This is a genomic window from Pseudomonas sp. LB3P14 (genome assembly GCF_054898045.1).
Window position 1 is genome coordinate 7,128,974 of the sequence record NZ_CM142714.1, and the last position, 16,964, is coordinate 7,145,937.

Genomic DNA, 16,964 nt, shown 5'->3' on the forward strand with positions numbered 1-16,964 from the left:
GATTTTTGTAAAGTATTCGTTACGGATCGGTCGCTGTGGCGCAGGGATGGAGATTTCCGGGTTTGAAACAGCGCACAGGTGTCACATAATCTTGACGACTAAGTTGGCGCCTGCGCAGAAAATTCCTGGCTCAGGCCCTCGATCACTCCTGTTTCGGGCCTTTATATGCGTATCAAAGTCCACTGCCAGAATCGCATCGGCATCCTGCGCGACATTCTCAACCTGCTGGTGGAATACGGGATCAACGTCGCACGCGGCGAGGTCGGCGGTGAGCATGGCAATGCCATCTACCTGCATTGCCCGAACCTGATCAACATTCAGTTCCAGGCGTTACGTCCGAAATTCGAATCGATTGCCGGGGTTTTTGGCGTCAAGCGTGTAGGTCTTATGCCTAGCGAGCGTCGGCACATGGAACTCAATGCCTTGCTCGGCGCCCTGGAGTTTCCGGTGCTGTCGATCGACATGGGCGGCTCGATCGTCGCGGCCAACCGCGCAGCGGCGCAGTTGCTCGGGGTGCGGGTGGATGAGGTGCCGGGGATTCCGCTGTCGCGTTACGCCGAAGATTTCGACTTGCCGGAGCTGGTGCGCGCCAACAAGTCGCGGATCAACGGCTTGCGGGTGAAGGTTAAGGGTGACGTGTTTCTCGCTGACATCGCGCCACTGCAATCGGAGCATGACGACAGCGAAGCCATGGCCGGCGCGGTACTTACTCTGCACCGCGCCGACCGGGTCGGTGAGCGCATCTATAACGTGCGCAAGCAGGAGCTGCGCGGTTTCGACAGCATTTTCCAAAGCTCGAAGGTGATGGCCGCCGTAGTGCGCGAAGCCCGACGCATGGCGCCGCTGGATGCGCCGCTATTGATAGAAGGTGAAACCGGTACCGGTAAAGAGTTGTTGGCGCGCGCCTGCCATCTGGCAAGTCCGCGTGGGCAGTCACCCTTGATGGCGCTCAACTGCGCCGGTCTGCCGGAATCCATGGCTGAGACGGAACTGTTCGGCTACGGCCCCGGTGCTTTCGAGGGGGCACGGGCAGAAGGCAAGCTCGGGCTGCTGGAATTGACGGCGGGCGGTACGCTGTTTCTCGATGGCGTCGGGGAAATGAGCCCGCGCTTACAGGTGAAATTGCTGCGCTTCCTGCAGGACGGTTGCTTCCGTCGTGTGGGCAGCGATGAAGAGGTTTATCTGGATGTGCGGGTGATCTGTGCAACGCAGGTCGACCTGTCCGAGTTGTGCGCGCGCGGTGAGTTTCGCCAGGATTTGTATCACCGTTTGAATGTGCTTTCGCTGCACATCCCGCCACTGCGCGAATGCCTCGATGGTTTGACGCCGCTGGTGGAGCACTTCCTCGATCAGGCCAGTCGGCAGATCGGTTGCCCACTGCCAAAACTGGCGCCGGCGGCGATGGAGCGGCTCAGTCATTACCACTGGCCGGGTAATGTCCGGCAATTGGAAAATGTGTTGTTCCAAGCGGTTTCCTTGTGCGAGGGCGGGACCGTCAAGGCCGAACATATTCGCCTGCCGGATTACGGCGTGCGTCAGCCACTTGGCGATTTCTCGCTCGAGGGCGGGCTGGACGAAATTGTCGGGCGCTTCGAGAAAGCGGTGCTTGAGCGCTTGTATTCGGAGCATCCAAGTAGTCGCCAACTGGGGAAGCGGTTGGGGGTTTCGCATACGACCATTGCCAATAAGTTGCGTGAGTATGAAGTCGGCAAGGACAACACCTGACTGATCGTTCCCACGCGCAGCAAAGGAATGCCTCAATGGACGCTCTGGGTCCGCTCTTGGGACGCGGAGCGTCCCGGGCTGCATTCCCACGCGGAGCGTGGGAACGATCAGGCGACGGAAGCTGAGCGTTGCCGCGAAGCGGCATAACACCGCCGGTTTTTCGACTTCGATACATTTCCCCATTCCCCGCAAAACCCCTCAAGTCCTTTGTTTGCCGGGCCCTGTGCCGCCAGAAAAAAGTTGGTCTGCAAATTGCTTATGGCTCAGCAGTACAGCAGTGGGCGGCAAACGTCCGGCATGCAGAGGAAAGAGTGTGGACAAGTACCTTTATGTGGCAATGACCGGCGCCAGCCAGAATGCACTGGCGCAGAAGGCTCATGCCAACAACCTGGCGAACATCTCCACCAACGGTTTCCAGAAAGACCTGGAGCAGGCTCGTTCGATGCCGGTGTTCGGTGACAGCTTTCCGGCGCGTGCGTTTGCCTTGTCCGAGCGTCCGGCCACCGACTTCTCCCCTGGTGCGCTGGTGCAAACCGGTCGCGATCTCGATGTCGCGGTGCAAGGCAGCGGATGGATCGCCGTGCAGAACCCTGACGGCGGCGAAAGCTACGTACGCACCGGCAGCCTGAACGTTGACGCCCTGGGCGTGCTGCGGGCCGGCAACGGTATGCCGGTGATGGGCAATGGCGGGCCGATTGCCGTGCCGCCCGAGCAGCAAATCGAAGTGGGCGAGGACGGCACCATCAGCATTCGTGCGATGGGCGAAGGTCCTCGCGTGATGGCGGAAGTCGACCGCATCAAACTGGTCAACCCTGATTTCAAGAACATGACCAAAGGCCTGGACGGTTCGATCCACACCAAGGACGGCAAGCCGGCGCAAGCCGATGCCAACGTCAAGCTGGTGTCCGGTTTTCTCGAGTCGAGCAATGTCAATGCCGTGGAAGAAATGACCTCGGTGCTGGCCCTGGCCAAGCAGTTCGAGCTGCACATAAAGATGATGAACACCGCCAAAGACGATGACCAGGCCATGGCTCGGGTCTTGCAGATCAGCTAATTATCAGAACGTCGCGCCGTAAAACAGGCGCACGAGGAGAATCGAATGCTTCCGGCTCTATGGGTTGCCAAAACAGGTCTGTCCGCCCAGGACACCAACCTGACGACCATTTCCAACAACCTGGCCAACGTGTCGACCACGGGTTTCAAACGTGACCGCGCTGAGTTCCAGGACTTGCTCTACCAGATCAAACGCCAGCCAGGCGCCCAGTCGACCCAGGACAGTGAACTGCCGTCGGGTCTGCAATTGGGTACCGGTGTGCGCATCGTCGGCACCCAGAAAAACTTCACCGCCGGCAGCCTGCAAACCACCGAGCAGCCGTTGGACATGGCCATCGACGGTCGCGGTTTCTTCCAGATTCTGCAGCCGGACGGCACCACGTCCTATACCCGTGACGGTACGTTCCACCTGGACTCCAACGGTCAGATCGTGAACGCCAGCGGCTTCGCCCTGGAACCGGCCATTGTCATCCCCAACGATGCCCAGACCTTCACGGTCGGTCGCGACGGCACCGTGTCCATCACCGTTGCCGGCAACGCGGCGTCCCAGGTGATCGGCAACCTGCAAACCGCCGACTTCATCAACCCGGCCGGCTTGCAGGCCGTGGGCAACAACCTGTTCCTGGAAACCGCTGCCAGCGGCGCGCCGCAAGTCGGCACCCCAGGCCTGGCCGGTTTCGGCACCACGCTGCAGAACACCCTGGAAACGTCCAACGTCAGCACCGTTGAAGAGATGGTCAACATGATCACCACTCAGCGCGCTTACGAGATGAACTCCAAGGTGATCTCCACCGCCGACCAGATGCTCTCGTTCGTAACGCAGAATCTGTAATCAAGTCTATGAGGCGGCCATCAGGTCGCCGGCAACACCGTGAGGTAGGGTCATGAATCGCTTTGTATCTGTTCTGGCACTGAGTGGGATCGCCGCGCTCGCGGGCTGCGTCGGTCCGACGCCCAAGCCCAATGACCCTTACTACGCGCCGGTGTTGCCGCGCACGCCGCTGCCGGCTGCCGCCAATAACGGCTCGATTTATCAGGCTGGCTTCGAACAGAACCTGTACAGCGACCGCAAGGCGTTCCGGGTCGGTGACATCATCACCATCACCCTGAACGAGAAGACCCAGGCCAGCAAGGGTGCCAACTCGCAGATCGACAAAACCAGCAAGACCAGTATCGGCCTGTCTTCGCTATTCGGTGGCGGCCTTAGTACCAGTGACCCGGTAGGCAGTGGCAGTCTGAGCCTCGACGCTGCTTACAGCGGCGACCGCGCCACCAACGGCGCGAGCAAATCCGGCCAGAGCAACAGCCTGACCGGTTCGATTACCGTGACGGTCGCCGACGTCTTGCCCAACGGCATCATCGCCGTGCGCGGCGAGAAGTGGCTGACCCTTAACTCCGGTGATGAACTCGTACGGATTGCCGGTCTGGTTCGCGCCGATGACATCGCTACCGATAACACCGTTTCGTCGACCCGCGTCGCCGATGCACGTATCACCTATTCGGGCACCGGTGCGTTTGCCGATGCGAGTCAGCCAGGCTGGTTCGACCGTTTCTTCCTCAGCCCGCTGTTCCCTTTCTAGGTGGCTACGTTGAACTTCAAAAGTCTCATGGTGGCCACCCTGTTGCTGTCCGCGGCCTTCAACGCTCAAGCGGAGCGGCTGAAGGACATCGCCAGTATTTCCGGCGTACGTTCCAACCAATTGATCGGCTACGGCCTGGTGGTCGGGCTTAACGGCACCGGTGACCAGACGACGCAGACGCCGTTCACCCTGCAGACGTTCAACAACATGCTCTCGCAGTTCGGCATCAAGGTGCCGCCGGGTTCGGGCAACGTGCAGTTGAAGAACGTCGCGGCGGTGTCGATCAGTGCTGATTTGCCGGCGTTCGCCAAGCCGGGTCAGCAGGTCGACATCACTGTATCGTCCATCGGTAACTCCAAGAGCCTGCGCGGCGGCACCTTGCTGCTGACGCCGCTCAAGGGTATCGACGGCAACGTCTACGCGGTCGCTCAGGGCAATCTGGTGGTCGGCGGTTTTGATGCCGAAGGTCGCGATGGTTCGAAGATCACCGTCAACGTTCCGTCGGCCGGTCGTATCCCGGGCGGTGCATCGGTGGAGCGTTCGGTGCCGAGCGGTTTCAACCAGGGCAACAGCCTGACCCTGAATCTCAATCGTTCGGACTTCACCACGGCCAAGCGTATCGTCGACAAGATCAACAACATGCTCGGCCCTGGCGTTGCCCAGGCCATCGACGGCGGCTCGATTCGTGTCAGCGCGCCACTCGATCCGAGCCAGCGCGTCGACTACTTGTCGATCATCGAGAACCTTGAAGTCGACCCGGGTCAGGCGGTGGCGAAAGTCATCATCAACTCCCGTACCGGCACCATTGTGATCGGCCAGAACGTCAAGGTTTCCCCGGCCGCGGTAACCCACGGCAGCTTGACCGTGACCATCACCGAAGACCCGATCGTCAGCCAGCCCGGCCCTCTGTCCAATGGTCAGACGGCGGTCGTGCCGCGCTCGCGGGTCAACGCCCAGCAGGAAGCCAAGCCGATGTTCAAGTTCGGCCCGGGCACCACCCTCGACGAAATCGTGCGTGCGGTGAACCAGGTCGGCGCGGCACCGGGTGACTTGATGGCCATCCTCGAGGCACTGAAGCAGGCTGGCGCGTTGCAAGCCGACCTGATCGTGATCTGAGGACGGCAACCATGGATATGCACAAGAGCGGTCTGGTCAGCAGTAGCGACTCGGGTTCCTATTCGGACCTCAATCGTCTGAACCAGCTCAAGGTCGGCGACAAGGACAGTGACGCGAACATGCGCAAAGTTGCGCAGGAATTCGAGTCGCTGTTCCTCGGTGAAATGCTCAAGTCCATGCGCTCGGCCACTGAAACGCTGGGCCAGGACAATCCGCTCAATACGCCGGCAGCCAAGCAATACCAGGAAATGTACGACCAGCAGTTGGCCGTTTCCATGTCCCGTGAGGGCGGTGGTATCGGCTTGGCCGACGTGCTGATGCGTCAGATGTCGAAGAATAAAACACTGGCCCCGGGCGAGGCCGCTGCCGCGTCAGCCGCCAAGCAAGCGGCCGCGAAAGCCGCCGTGGAAACGCCGATTGCCGCCGGTACGGTCGCCACCAATGGGCCGCTGTCGCGCCTCAATGGCGAGCGTCCGTTGTGGGCTTCGCGCTCGGTGAAGCCGCCGGCAAATGCGGGCGAGGGCGCTCATCACAATGATATGGCGCTGATCAATCAGCGGCGTCTGGCGCTGCCGCCGAAACTGGCCGACCGCTTGCTCGCAGGGCTGGTGCCGTCGGCATCGACCACCGCCGCGACCGCCACGGCGGCGCAGAACAACATCCAAATGCCGCAGAGTACCAAGACCGGTTCCGGTCCCCTGTACAACGGTGATTGGCTGGCTTCGCAAACGGATGCGACATCCAGCGGGCGCCTGCAGGTTTATGGGCGTGCCATGGCGCAAATACCCCTGGCACCGGCGAAGAAGGCGTTCAGTTCCGCCGACGAATTCGTCAACACCATGCTGCCGATGGCCAAAGAGGCCGCCGAGCGCATTGGTGTCGATCCGCGTTACCTGGTGGCGCAGGCCGCCCTGGAAACCGGGTGGGGCAAATCGGTCATGCGCGCCCAGGATGGCAGCAGCAGCCACAACCTGTTCGGCATCAAGGCCAGCAGCAATTGGAAGGGCAATTCGGCGCGAGCGATCACCAGCGAATTCAGGAATGGCGAGAGGGTCAAGGAGACGGCTGAGTTCCGTTCCTACGACTCTTACAAGGACAGCTTCCATGACCTTGTGACGCTGCTGCAAACCAACAATCGCTATCAAGATGTCGTGAAGTCGGCCGATAACCCAGAACAGTTTGTACGCGAGTTACAAAAGGCCGGTTACGCAACCGACCCGGACTACGCAAGCAAGATTTCGCAGATAGCCAAGCAGATGACGAGTTACCAGAACTACGCTGCGGCGGGCGCCTCCACTACGCCTTTATAGGCATAAGCTATAAGGTTTGAACCATGAGTTTGCTCAATATCGGGATGTCGGGTCTGGCTGCTGGCCAAACGTCGTTGATGACCACGGGTAACAACATCGCCAACGCCGATACCGCTGGTTATTCGCGGCAGCAAACCGTGCAGGGCACCAAAGCCTCTCAGCAGTTCGGCAATGTCTACATCGGCACCGGCACGACACTGGCCGATGTGCGCCGGGTGTACAACAGCTACCTTGACGCCCAACTGCAGACCACCACGTCGCTCAACAGCGATTCGGCAGCCTATCTGGGTCAGGTCACGCCACTTGATACCTTGCTGTCCGACAGCGGCACCGGCCTCAATGGCGCTCTGACCAAGTTCTTCGCCTCGGTGCAGAACGTCAACGCCAAACCGGGCGACGACGCTTCGCGCCAGTTGCTGCTCAGCGATGCCCAGGCCTTGAGCAACCGTTTCAATTCGGTGTCCAGCCAGTTGAACGCGCAGAACGCGAACATCAACGGCAACCTGACGAACATGGCCGATCAGGTCAACAAACTCGCCACCACCGTGGCGCAGTTGAACCAGAAGATTGCCGAGATTTCCAGCGCCGGTGGCATGCCGAACGAGCTGCTCGACGCCCGTAACGAGACCGTACGCCAGCTCTCGACCTTTACCGGCGCGCAGATCGTCGAACGTGAAGGTAACGTCGATATCTATTTGGGCAGCGGCCAGCCGCTGGTCATGGGCAACACCGTCAACAAACTTGAAGTCGTGCCGGGCACAGACGATCCGGGACGGTTATCGCTGCAGCTCAATCGTGGTTCGAGCACCATCGATATCACGTCGATTATGACCGGCGGCGAAATCGGCGGCCTGCTGCGCTATCGCAGTACCGTGCTGGACCCGGCCATGAACGAACTGGGCCGCGTGGCGTTGGTCGTTGCCGATCAGATGAACAGTATTCAGGCCCAGGGCATCGACAAAAACGGTGACTTCGGTTCGAACCTGTTCAACAGCATCAACAGTGCCGCGCAGATGGCTCAGCGCAGCATCGCTTCGGGCAGTAACAGTGCCGGTTCGGGCAATTTCGATGTCAGCATCGAAGACACTGGCAAGCTGACAATCAACGATTACAAGGTGACGTTCACCAGCGCCACCGACTACACCGTGCAACGCCTGCCGGACAATACGTCTGTGGGCAGCTTCAGCACGACGACCACACCCGCGCCGGTGATCGACGGTTTCTCCTTGAAGCTGACCGGTGGCACCCCTGCCGCGGGCGACACCTTCAAGATCACCCCGACCCGCAACGCGGCCACCAACATCAAGACCGAGATGACCGACTCCAAACGTCTGGCCATCGCGGCACCGTTGAGTGCGGCCATTGCAGCAGGCGGCAGTGGCACGCTGTCGATTCCGGCCAGCGGTCAGCCGACCCTGACCACGAAGTTCGACATCTACGACGCGGCCACCGCCACCGCGATGCAGAACGGCCTGAAAAACTCCACGCCGACCAAGGTCGTGTTTGGCGATGTTTCCGCCGACGGCACCAGCCAGACCTACCAGTTCCTGGATGCCAAGGGCGGGGTTATCAGCAGTGGCACCATCAAGCCGGGCGAGAACAACACTCTCAGTCTGAGTATCCCGCTCAAGGATGCCAGTGGGGCGCCGATCCCGCCTGCACCCGCCACGCAATACACCGTCAGCTTCGACATGACCGTGGCCGGCTCACCGGGCAAAGGCACCGCGATCAACGTCTCGCTCAGTCAACCGGGCAGCCTGGATAACCGTAACGGTACAACGCTGGCCGGTTTGCAGACCGCACAGACCGTGGATACCGGTTCGGCGAGCAAGGGTATTTCCCTGAGCGACGCCTACGGCAAACTGGTCGAGGGTGTTGGCTCCAAAGCCGCCCAGGGCAAGCTCGACAGCGCCGCGACCACCGCAATCCTGGCCAATGCCAAGGGGGCTCGTGATTCGCTTTCGGGTGTCGACCTCGATGAGGAAACCGGCAACCTGGTCAAATATCAGCAGTACTACACCGCCTCTTCGCAGATCATCAAGGCTGCGCAGGAAATCTTCAGCACACTGATCAACAGTATTTAAGGAGTCGTAGCTCATGCGCATTTCTACCGCCCAGTTTTACGAGTCCTCGGCTGCCAATTATCAAAAGAACTTCGCCAACGTGGTCAAGAGCAGCGAAGAGGCCAGCAGCCTGGTTCGCGTGAACACCGCTGCTGATGACCCGGTGGGTGCTTCGCGTCTGTTGCAATTGGGGCAGCAGGCTTCGATGCTTGATCAGTACGCGGCCAACACCAATACCATCAAAGCGACGTTGGGTACGACCGAGGCGGTGATGAACAGCATTGGTAATGTGCTGCAGCGTGCAAGAGAGCTGGCGATTGGAGCAGGCAATGGCGCTTATACCGACGCTGATCGCCAAGCCAATGCCTCTGAATTGGGGCAGATCGAAGAGCAACTGCTGAGTTTGATGAATACCAAGGATGAAAGCGGCAAGTACATCTTCGCCGGTTCCAAGGGCGATACGGCTCCGTTTTCACGCAACTCCGACGGTACCTACAGCTACAACGGTGATCAGACCACGCTAAATCTGCCTATTGGCGACACCATGTCGATGGCCACCAACAGCACCGGCTGGGAGGTTTTCCAGCAGGCGATCAACACCAGTCGGAGCCAGACAACCCTGACCGCGCCAGCTGTCAATGATGGGCGAGTGCTATTGTCTGATGGTTTAGTGTCCTCAAGTGCGGGCTACAATAATCGCTTTCGTAGTGGCGAACCTTACTCGGTCGAGTTTCTGAGCAGCACGCAATTGAAGATCACTGACGCGTCAGGCAATGATGTGACATCTGAAGCCAGCCAGAATGGCGTGTTCAGTTCCAAAGACGCGACCTCGCAATCCATCAATTTTCGTGGGATCGATCTGCGTTTGAACATTAATCTGCAAGCCGGTGATACTGACCCGGATGCGGCGATCGCCGGGCATAGCTTCAGCTTGATCAGCAAACCGGACAGCTTCAATGCCTCTCGCTCTCCTGGTAATCCGTCTGCAGCACAGGTCACCGGCAGCACCATCAGCAACTCAGTGGATTACAACGGCAGCTTTCCGGCGGGAGGTGCCATCCTCAAGTTCACCAGCGCCAGCGATTACGAACTTTATGCGTCGCCGATGACGGCCGATAGTAAACCGGTTTCCATAGGTAGTCTGGCGGGTTCGACCGCGACGGCGGCGGGTGTCGATTTCACTCTTAGTGGCGCGCCACAGGCGGGTGACCAATATGTGATTGCAGTCAACAACCATCAAACACAGAACATTCTGGATACCGTCAGCCAGTTGCGTACCGCGTTACTTGCACCGATCGACAATGATCCGGTCCTTGCCCAGCGTTTCAGTGCTGCGCTGAGTTCTGGTATCTCCAACTTGACGAGCGGTGCCGAGCAACTCTCCATTGCGCTAAGTTCAGTGGGCGGACGCGGCGCGGCTCTCGACACTCAAAGCGAGGCTAACGAAAGTTTCAGCCTGGCCAACAAACAGACCCAGTCGGTGATTCGCGATTCCGATCCAGCGGAGGTCATGACGCGCCTGACACTGCAGCAAACGATGTTGCAAGCATCGCAATTGGCATTCAGTAAAATTGCGCAATTGGGCTTATTCAACAAAATCTGAACTTTAGCGCAATGCACGCGATGTTTTTGGAATAGCCGCCAGCCGGGAAAACTGGCAGGCGGCTTTACCTGAAATGTGTCTTGGACAGTGCCCGTCGCCAATGGGCTTTCGCCGTGTTCAAAGCCCCGACCTTTAAATAACCGGCTCGCATAGCCCTGGCTGAGCAGTACAAGGACTCACGGCATGTTCAACGGCAAATCGATTTTCATCTCCGGTGGCACCGGTTCGTTCGGGCGCAATTTCATCCGCCGTCTGCTGGAGCAATATCAGCCGAAGCGGGTGGTGGTGTTCTCCCGCGACGAGCTCAAGCAGTACGAGATGCAGCAAACGTTCAATGCGCCGTGCATGCGTTACTTCATCGGAGATGTGCGCGATGCCGAGCGTTTGCGTCAGGCCATGCGCGGCATCGATTACGTGGTGCACGCCGCAGCGCTGAAGCAAGTGCCGGCGGCGGAATACAACCCCACCGAATGCATCCGCACCAACGTCAACGGCGCGGAAAATATCATCGCCGCGGCCATCGACAACGGCGTGAAGAAAGTCGTCGCGCTGTCCACCGACAAGGCCGCCAGCCCGATCAATCTGTACGGCGCGACCAAGCTGCTTTCGGACAAGCTGTTCGTCGCCGCGAACAATATTGCCGGGGACCAGCAAACCCGTTTTTCCGTGGTCCGCTACGGCAACGTGGCCGGGTCGCGCGGTTCGGTGGTGCCGTTTTTCAGCAAGCTGATTGCCGAGGGCGCGACAGAGTTGCCGATCACCGATGAGCGCATGACTCGCTTCTGGATCACCCTCGATCACGGTGTGCAGTTTGTGCTCGACAGCTTCGCCCGCATGCACGGTGGTGAAGTCTTCGTGCCGAAGATCCCGTCGATCCGCATCATCGATCTGGCGTTGGGCATGGCTGAGCATTTGCCGCACAAGAACGTCGGCATTCGTCCGGGGGAAAAACTCCATGAGCTGATGGTCCCACTGGACGATGCGCGCATGACCCTGGAGTTTACCGATCACTACACGATTCAGCCGTCGATCCGCTTCACCAGTGTCGACGTGGATTTTGCTGTCGACAAACTGGGCGAGCAGGGCAAGCCTGTGAGCGAGGATTTCGAGTACCGCTCCGACACTAATCCGCACTTCTTGTCGGTCGGCCAGATCGCTGACCTGCACGCGGAGCTGTCGGCATGATTCCCTATGGTCGGCAAAGCCTTGATCAGACAGACATCGATGCGGTGGTTGCCGTGTTGCAGTCGGACTGGCTGACCCAAGGGCCGACCATCGAGCGTTTCGAACAGACCATGGCCGAGCGTTGCCAGGCCGATTTCGCGGTGGCGGTGTGCAATGCCACCGCTGCGTTGCACATCGCCTGCCTCGCTGCCGGACTCGGGCCGGGCGACCGGTTGTGGACCACGCCGAACACCTTTCTGGCCTCGGCCAACTGCGGTCGCTACTGCGGCGCCGAAGTGGACTTCGTCGACATCGATCCGCTGACCTGGAACCTCGACGCCTACACCCTGGCGGCGAAGCTCGAAGCTGCTGAGCGCGACGGCACATTGCCGAAGGTTCTGGTGGCCGTGGCATTTTCCGGCCAGAGCTGCGACATGCGCATGATCGCCGAACTGGCCGAACGTTATGGCTTCACCGTGATCGAGGATGCGTCCCACGCAGTCGGCGCGTCCTATGCCGGGCGTCCGGTGGGCTGCGGCGAGTTTGCGGCGATGACGGTGTTCAGTTTTCACCCGGTGAAGATCATCACCAGTGCCGAGGGCGGCATGGTCCTGACCAACCGCCCGGAATTGGCCGAGCGCTTGCAGCGTCTGCGCAGCCACGGCATGACCCGTGATCCGCAGCAGATGACCGAACCCAGCCACGGTCCCTGGTACTACCAGCAAGTGGAGCTGGGCTTCAATTACCGGATCACCGATCTTCAAGCGGCTCTCGGTCTGTCACAACTGAACAAGCTCGACGGCTTCATCGAGCGTCGTCGTGAACTGGCGGCGCGTTATGACCAATTGCTGGCGTACCTGCCGCTGACCTTGCCCAGCGCGCAACCAGACGCCGAGTCGGCGTGGCATCTGTACGTGGTGCGGTTGCAACCAGATCGGATCAACCTCAGCCATCGGCAGGTGTTCGAAAGGTTGCGGGCGGCCGGGATCGGGGTGAACCTGCACTATATACCGGTGCATTTGCAGCCGTACTATCGTGATCTGGGGTTTGCCGAGGGCGACTTCCCGCAGGCCGAACGTTATTACGCCGAGGCCATCAGCCTGCCGATGTTTCCTTTGCTGAGCAATGAGCAACAAGACTACGTGGTCGAACAACTGCGACGTTTGGTCGTTGAGGAGTAGTAACTCTTGAGTTGTGTTGCGATCATTCCCGCCCGTGGCGGCAGCAAACGGATACCCCGCAAGAACCTCAAACCGTTCGACGGCGTGCCGATGATCGTCCGTTCGATCCGTATGGCGCTGGCTTCGAACCTGTTCGATCAGGTGATTGTCAGCACCGACGATGAGGAAATTGCCGAACTCGCGCGGACCAATGGAGCCCTGGTGCCGTTCATGCGACCCGTTGCGCTTGCCGATGATTTTACCGGGACCGCCGCGGTCATCGTTCATGCCTTGAATCAACTCCCCGCGTTCGACTATGCCTGTTGCATCTACGCGACCGCGCCGCTATTGCAAGCACGGTATCTGCGTCAGGGACATGAATTGCTGGTGCAACATCCGAACAAGTCGTTCGCGTTTTCCGTGGCCGGTTTTGGCTTCCCGGTGCAGCGTGCGTTGACCCTCGACGAGCACGGCGCCCTGACCTCGCTCTACCCGGAATTTCGCAATACTCGTTCCCAGGATCTGGCGGAAGCCTTTCAGGACGCCGGCCAGTTTTACTGGGGGCGCAGCGAGGCCTGGTTGCGCGGCGATGTACTGTTTTCCCCGGTGAGCCTGCCTGTCATCCTGCCGCGTTATCTGGTGCAGGACATCGACACCCTCGAAGACTGGAAGCGTGCCGAATACCTCTACGCGGCATTGAAAGCAGGCGGAGAGTTGCAATGAGAGTGCTGATACGCGCCGACGCCTCGCCGACCATTGGCAGCGGCCATATTGCCCGTTGCCTGACCTTGGCCAGGGTTTTGCGCCAGCAAGGCGTGCACGTGGCGTTTGCCTGTCGCCGGCTGCCGGGCCATCGGCTCGACAGTCTCGCCGCCGAGGGTTTTGAAACCTTCGCGCTGCCGGATCGTTATCCCGATGAAGACCCGCAACAGCCCATCGAAGCCATGTTGCCGTGGCAGGCGGATATTGCTGCGTTAGGGCAAGCGCTGGAACACCATCCAGCCTTCGACTGGATCATTACCGACCACTACGGCCTCGATCATCAGTGGCAGACCGCTGCCCGCCGCTGGGCGCCACGGATCGCGGCGGTGGACGATCTGGCGACGCGCACCTACAGCGTCGATTTGCTGCTCAACCAGAATCTCTCGGGTACGCCAGCGGCTTACGCTTCGTTGCTTAAGCCGGATTGCCAGACCTTGCTCGGCCCACGCTTCGCCATGCTACGCGATGAGTTCTGCTGCCCGGCGATTGAAATCAAGCCTCAGGTCAGACGTGTGCTGGTGAATTTCGGCGGTTTTGATGCAGCGATGCAGACCCATCACGCGATGCTGGCGCTGATGGACTTCGCTGAGCTGGAAGTCGATTTTGTTGCCGGTGCCGACAACCCAGCCTGGGACGAGATGCAAGCATTGGCGGCCGATCGTCCAAACTGGCGCTTGCAGCGTTTTGTCAGCGACTTTTACCGGTTGATGACCGAGGCCGACCTGTTTGTCGGCGCCGGTGGCGGGACCAGTTGGGAGCGAGCCGCGATGGGGCTGCCGACGATTTGCATTGCCGTGTCCAACAATCAATACGCCAACGGTGAGGTCATGGCCACCGCGGGTGCCCATGTGTTCCTCGGGACGCGTGAGCAGGTGAGCGTCGAGCAACTGCGCCAGGCCATCGGTATTGTCGCGGGCAATCATGGCTTGCGCCAGAGCCTGGCCGAACGTTCCCGGCAGTTGGTCGATGGCCGTGGTGCGCAGCGGGTGGCGGCAGCGCTGGCCGACTCGGCCTGGGCTGGGGTAGGGCACTGCCGGCGCGGGGCGAAGCCTTCGTGACCGCCCACAGGCCGCAACGGGTTGCCATCACCGCGCAGGTGTTGCCGACCAATCAGCCGTCGCTGAAGGTTTTCCGAGAAGCAGGTTTCACTCAGAGTGCTTGCGCGTTCACGCGCATATTGAAGGATCACAGCAATGACTAGTTTCAAGATCGGCAACCGCTTGATCGGTGCTGACGCGCCGCCGTTCATCATTGCCGAGATGAGTGGCAACCATAACCAGTCCCTTGACGTGGCGCTGCAGATCGTCGAAGCCGCGGCCAAGGCCGGCGCGCATGCCTTGAAGCTGCAAACCTACACTGCTGACACCATGACCCTGGACCTGTCCGAAGGTGAGTTCTTCATCAAGGACCCGAACAGCCTCTGGGCGGGCTCCTCGTTGTATTCGTTGTACGAGAAAGCGCATACGCCGTGGGAATGGCACGCACCGATTTTTGCCCGAGCTCAAGAGCTGGGCATGCTCGCGTTCTCCACGCCGTTCGATGACACCGCCGTCGACTTCCTCGAAAGCCTCGACGTACCGGCCTACAAGATCGCCAGTTTCGAAAACACCGACCTGCCACTGATTCGGCGAGTCGCCGCCACCGGCAAGCCGTTGATCATTTCTACCGGCATGGCCAGTATCGCCGAACTCGACGAAACCGTACGCGCCGCCCGTGAAGCGGGTTGCAAGGATCTGGTATTGCTCAAGTGCACCAGCACTTACCCTGCAACGCCGGCCAACAGCAACGTGCGGACGATTCCTCATTTGCGTGAATTGTTCGGCTGCGAGGTCGGCCTTTCCGATCACTCCATGGGCGTAGGCGTTTCCGTGGCCGCGGTGGCACTGGGGGCGACGGTGGTGGAAAAACATTTCACCCTCGACCGTGCCGCGGGTGGTGTGGATGCCAGTTTCTCTCTGGAACCTGCGGAGCTGGCCAGCCTGGTGATCGAAACCGAACGTGCCTGGCAAGCCATGGGCCATGTGCATTACGGCGTGACTGAAGCCGAGCGCAAGTCCGTGGTGTATCGCCGTTCACTGTACGTAACACAGGACATGGCCGTCGGTGAGCCCTTCACAGCCGAGAATCTGCGGGCCATCCGTCCTGGCCTGGGGCTGGCGCCTAAGCACGCTGAAAGCCTTCTGGGGCGCCACGCCCGCCAGGCGATCAAGCGCGGAACGCCGCTGGACTGGTCGTTGGTCGAATAACCTGTTGTGGGGCTGATTCGGCAAAATAGCGTGACCTGCGAGTCATAACGCGCATCTTCACTGTATTGTATTAATCGGGGAGGTGGCGCCTGGTGTCTTTTTGACCCAGTGATAGCCTTTTATTCTTCCCGTCTGTCGCTCCCTCGGGGCGGCATTTTTCTCTGTTTGTCGGCGCCCCTCGAATCCTTGCGAGCGGTGGTATTGGGCTGTTTATTATTGGGAAGCCGTAATGATTGGCATAAAAAGCATTGCGAGCTACGTTCCTGTAGCCGGCGTGGACAATTACGCACAAGGTGCAAAATTCGAAAAGGATGAAGAATTCATCCTGGGCAAAATCGGTTCGGCCTTCCTGCCGCGTAAAGACGCCGGGCAGGAAACTTCGGACCTGTGTGTCGAAGCAGCCAACGCGCTGTTCGCCAACAACCCCGATTTGAAACGTGAAGACATCGACGTGCTGATCGTTGTCACTCAGAACGGCGACGAAGAAGGCCTGCCGCACACCGCCGCCATCGTTCAGGACAAGCTGGGCCTGTCGACCAACGTGGCGGCCTTCGATATTTCCCTTGGCTGTTCGGGCTATGTCTACGGCATCTACGCGATCAAGGGCTTCATGGAAGCCACGGGCCTGAAAAACGGCTTGCTGGTGACGGCTGATCCGTACTCCAAGATCGTCGATCCGGAAGACCGCAACACCACGATGCTGTTTGGCGATGCCGCCACCGCGACCTGGATGGGCGAAGACGCGCCATGGCAACTGGGCAAGGCCAAGTTCGGCACCGACGGTTCCGGTGCGCCGCATTTGAAGGTCACCGATGGCGTGTTCTACATGAACGGCCGTCAGGTCTTTAACTTCGCGCTGCTCAAAGTCCCGGCGCATTTGCATGAGCTGCTGGCTGACTCGCAACTGACGGCTGACGATATCGATGCCTTCTGCATCCACCAGGGCAGTGCGGCGATTGTCGATGCGGTCGCCCGACGCTTCGAAGGCGAGCCGGAGAAGTTCATCAAGGACATGGTCGAGACCGGCAACACGGTATCGTCGAGCATTCCGCTGTTGTTGGAAAAACACGTCCTGGACTCTAACTGGAAGCGCGTTGCGTTGAGCGGTTTTGGTGTGGGGCTGTCCTGGGGATCGGCGATCATTTATCGCCCTTGACCCAGGCTCTCTAATCAAAGAAAGCC

General features: G+C 59.8%; 13 protein-coding genes and 1 pseudogene. All 14 read left to right on the forward strand.

What is annotated here, in order from left to right; genetic code table 11:
• Window positions 1–165 precede the first annotated feature (165 nt).
• The 14 genes and pseudogenes from ACYZT5_RS32725 to ACYZT5_RS32790 all read left to right on the forward strand — a co-directional run bounded on the left by ACYZT5_RS32725 (window position 166) and on the right by ACYZT5_RS32790 (window position 16,938).
• A complete protein-coding gene (locus ACYZT5_RS32725) occupies window positions 166–1,725 on the forward strand; it encodes a sigma-54-dependent transcriptional regulator (RefSeq protein WP_415759623.1) in 1,560 nt (519 codons plus the stop codon).
• Between the two features lie 313 nt (window positions 1,726–2,038).
• The gene (locus ACYZT5_RS32730; RefSeq protein ID WP_462048968.1) at window positions 2,039–2,779 is read left to right on the forward strand and encodes a flagellar basal body rod protein FlgF; all 741 of its coding nucleotides are present in this window, start codon (window positions 2,039–2,041) and stop codon (window positions 2,777–2,779) included.
• A gap of 45 nt (window positions 2,780–2,824) precedes the next feature.
• Entirely contained in the window at window positions 2,825–3,610 is a 786-nt protein-coding gene (gene flgG / locus ACYZT5_RS32735; RefSeq protein WP_007920118.1) for a flagellar basal-body rod protein FlgG, read from the forward strand.
• Window positions 3,611–3,662: 52 nt separating this feature from the next.
• The gene (flgH, locus tag ACYZT5_RS32740) at window positions 3,663–4,358 is read left to right on the forward strand and encodes a flagellar basal body L-ring protein FlgH (RefSeq protein ID WP_462048969.1); all 696 of its coding nucleotides are present in this window, start codon (window positions 3,663–3,665) and stop codon (window positions 4,356–4,358) included.
• Window positions 4,359–4,385: 27 nt separating this feature from the next.
• The gene (locus ACYZT5_RS32745) at window positions 4,386–5,474 is read left to right on the forward strand and encodes a flagellar basal body P-ring protein FlgI (RefSeq protein ID WP_462052346.1); all 1,089 of its coding nucleotides are present in this window, start codon (window positions 4,386–4,388) and stop codon (window positions 5,472–5,474) included.
• Between the two features lie 11 nt (window positions 5,475–5,485).
• On the forward strand, window positions 5,486–6,784 hold the full coding sequence (gene flgJ, locus ACYZT5_RS32750; RefSeq protein WP_462048970.1) for a flagellar assembly peptidoglycan hydrolase FlgJ: 1,299 nt from the start codon (window positions 5,486–5,488) through the stop codon (window positions 6,782–6,784).
• A 23-nt stretch (window positions 6,785–6,807) separates the two neighbouring features.
• A complete protein-coding gene (flgK, locus tag ACYZT5_RS32755; protein WP_462048971.1) occupies window positions 6,808–8,868 on the forward strand; it encodes a flagellar hook-associated protein FlgK in 2,061 nt (686 codons plus the stop codon).
• Window positions 8,869–8,881: 13 nt separating this feature from the next.
• Complete coding sequence (locus ACYZT5_RS32760; RefSeq protein WP_462048972.1) at window positions 8,882–10,450, forward strand: flagellar hook-associated protein 3; 1,569 nt, start codon at window positions 8,882–8,884, stop codon at window positions 10,448–10,450.
• A 183-nt stretch (window positions 10,451–10,633) separates the two neighbouring features.
• Window positions 10,634–11,635: a UDP-N-acetylglucosamine 4,6-dehydratase (inverting) gene (pseB, locus tag ACYZT5_RS32765; RefSeq protein ID WP_462048973.1), complete on the forward strand. Its 1,002-nt coding sequence runs from the start codon at window positions 10,634–10,636 to the stop codon at window positions 11,633–11,635.
• Window positions 11,632–12,795, forward strand: coding sequence for a UDP-4-amino-4,6-dideoxy-N-acetyl-beta-L-altrosamine transaminase (gene pseC, locus ACYZT5_RS32770; protein WP_462048975.1), 1,164 nt, complete (start codon window positions 11,632–11,634; stop codon window positions 12,793–12,795). Before pseB ends, pseC begins: the two co-directional genes overlap by 4 nt.
• A 6-nt stretch (window positions 12,796–12,801) precedes the next feature.
• On the forward strand, window positions 12,802–13,497 hold the full coding sequence (gene pseF, locus ACYZT5_RS32775; RefSeq protein ID WP_462048976.1) for a pseudaminic acid cytidylyltransferase: 696 nt from the start codon (window positions 12,802–12,804) through the stop codon (window positions 13,495–13,497).
• Window positions 13,494–14,737: pseudogene (gene pseG, locus ACYZT5_RS32780) on the forward strand (UDP-2,4-diacetamido-2,4,6-trideoxy-beta-L-altropyranose hydrolase). The gene pseF and the pseudogene pseG overlap by 4 nt, the downstream one beginning before the upstream one ends.
• Window positions 14,730–15,782 carry a pseudaminic acid synthase gene (gene pseI, locus ACYZT5_RS32785; RefSeq protein WP_462048977.1) on the forward strand — a complete coding sequence of 351 codons (1,053 nt, stop codon included), beginning with the start codon at window positions 14,730–14,732 and terminating at the stop codon, window positions 15,780–15,782. The pseudogene pseG and the gene pseI overlap by 8 nt, the downstream one beginning before the upstream one ends.
• 229 nt (window positions 15,783–16,011) lie before the next feature.
• Window positions 16,012–16,938 carry a ketoacyl-ACP synthase III gene (locus ACYZT5_RS32790; protein WP_462048978.1) on the forward strand — a complete coding sequence of 309 codons (927 nt, stop codon included), beginning with the start codon at window positions 16,012–16,014 and terminating at the stop codon, window positions 16,936–16,938.
• The last annotated feature ends 26 nt before the right edge of the window (window positions 16,939–16,964 follow it).

Bases quoted from the DNA above. Each gene is read 5' to 3' on its own strand.
- flgK (WP_462048971.1), top strand. From the start codon at position 6,808: ATGAGTTTGCTCAATATCGGGATGTCGGGTCTGGCTGCTGGCCAAACG.
- pseC (WP_462048975.1), top strand. From the start codon at position 11,632: ATGATTCCCTATGGTCGGCAAAGCCTTGATCAGACAGACATCGATGCG.
- ACYZT5_RS32745 (WP_462052346.1), top strand. From the start codon at position 4,386: ATGGTGGCCACCCTGTTGCTGTCCGCGGCCTTCAACGCTCAAGCGGAG.
- flgG (WP_007920118.1), top strand. From the start codon at position 2,825: ATGCTTCCGGCTCTATGGGTTGCCAAAACAGGTCTGTCCGCCCAGGAC.
- flgJ (WP_462048970.1), top strand. From the start codon at position 5,486: ATGGATATGCACAAGAGCGGTCTGGTCAGCAGTAGCGACTCGGGTTCC.
- pseB (WP_462048973.1), top strand. From the start codon at position 10,634: ATGTTCAACGGCAAATCGATTTTCATCTCCGGTGGCACCGGTTCGTTC.
- ACYZT5_RS32760 (WP_462048972.1), top strand. From the start codon at position 8,882: ATGCGCATTTCTACCGCCCAGTTTTACGAGTCCTCGGCTGCCAATTAT.
- ACYZT5_RS32725 (WP_415759623.1), top strand. From the start codon at position 166: ATGCGTATCAAAGTCCACTGCCAGAATCGCATCGGCATCCTGCGCGAC.
- flgH (WP_462048969.1), top strand. From the start codon at position 3,663: ATGAATCGCTTTGTATCTGTTCTGGCACTGAGTGGGATCGCCGCGCTC.
- pseI (WP_462048977.1), top strand. From the start codon at position 14,730: ATGACTAGTTTCAAGATCGGCAACCGCTTGATCGGTGCTGACGCGCCG.
- ACYZT5_RS32790 (WP_462048978.1), top strand. From the start codon at position 16,012: ATGATTGGCATAAAAAGCATTGCGAGCTACGTTCCTGTAGCCGGCGTG.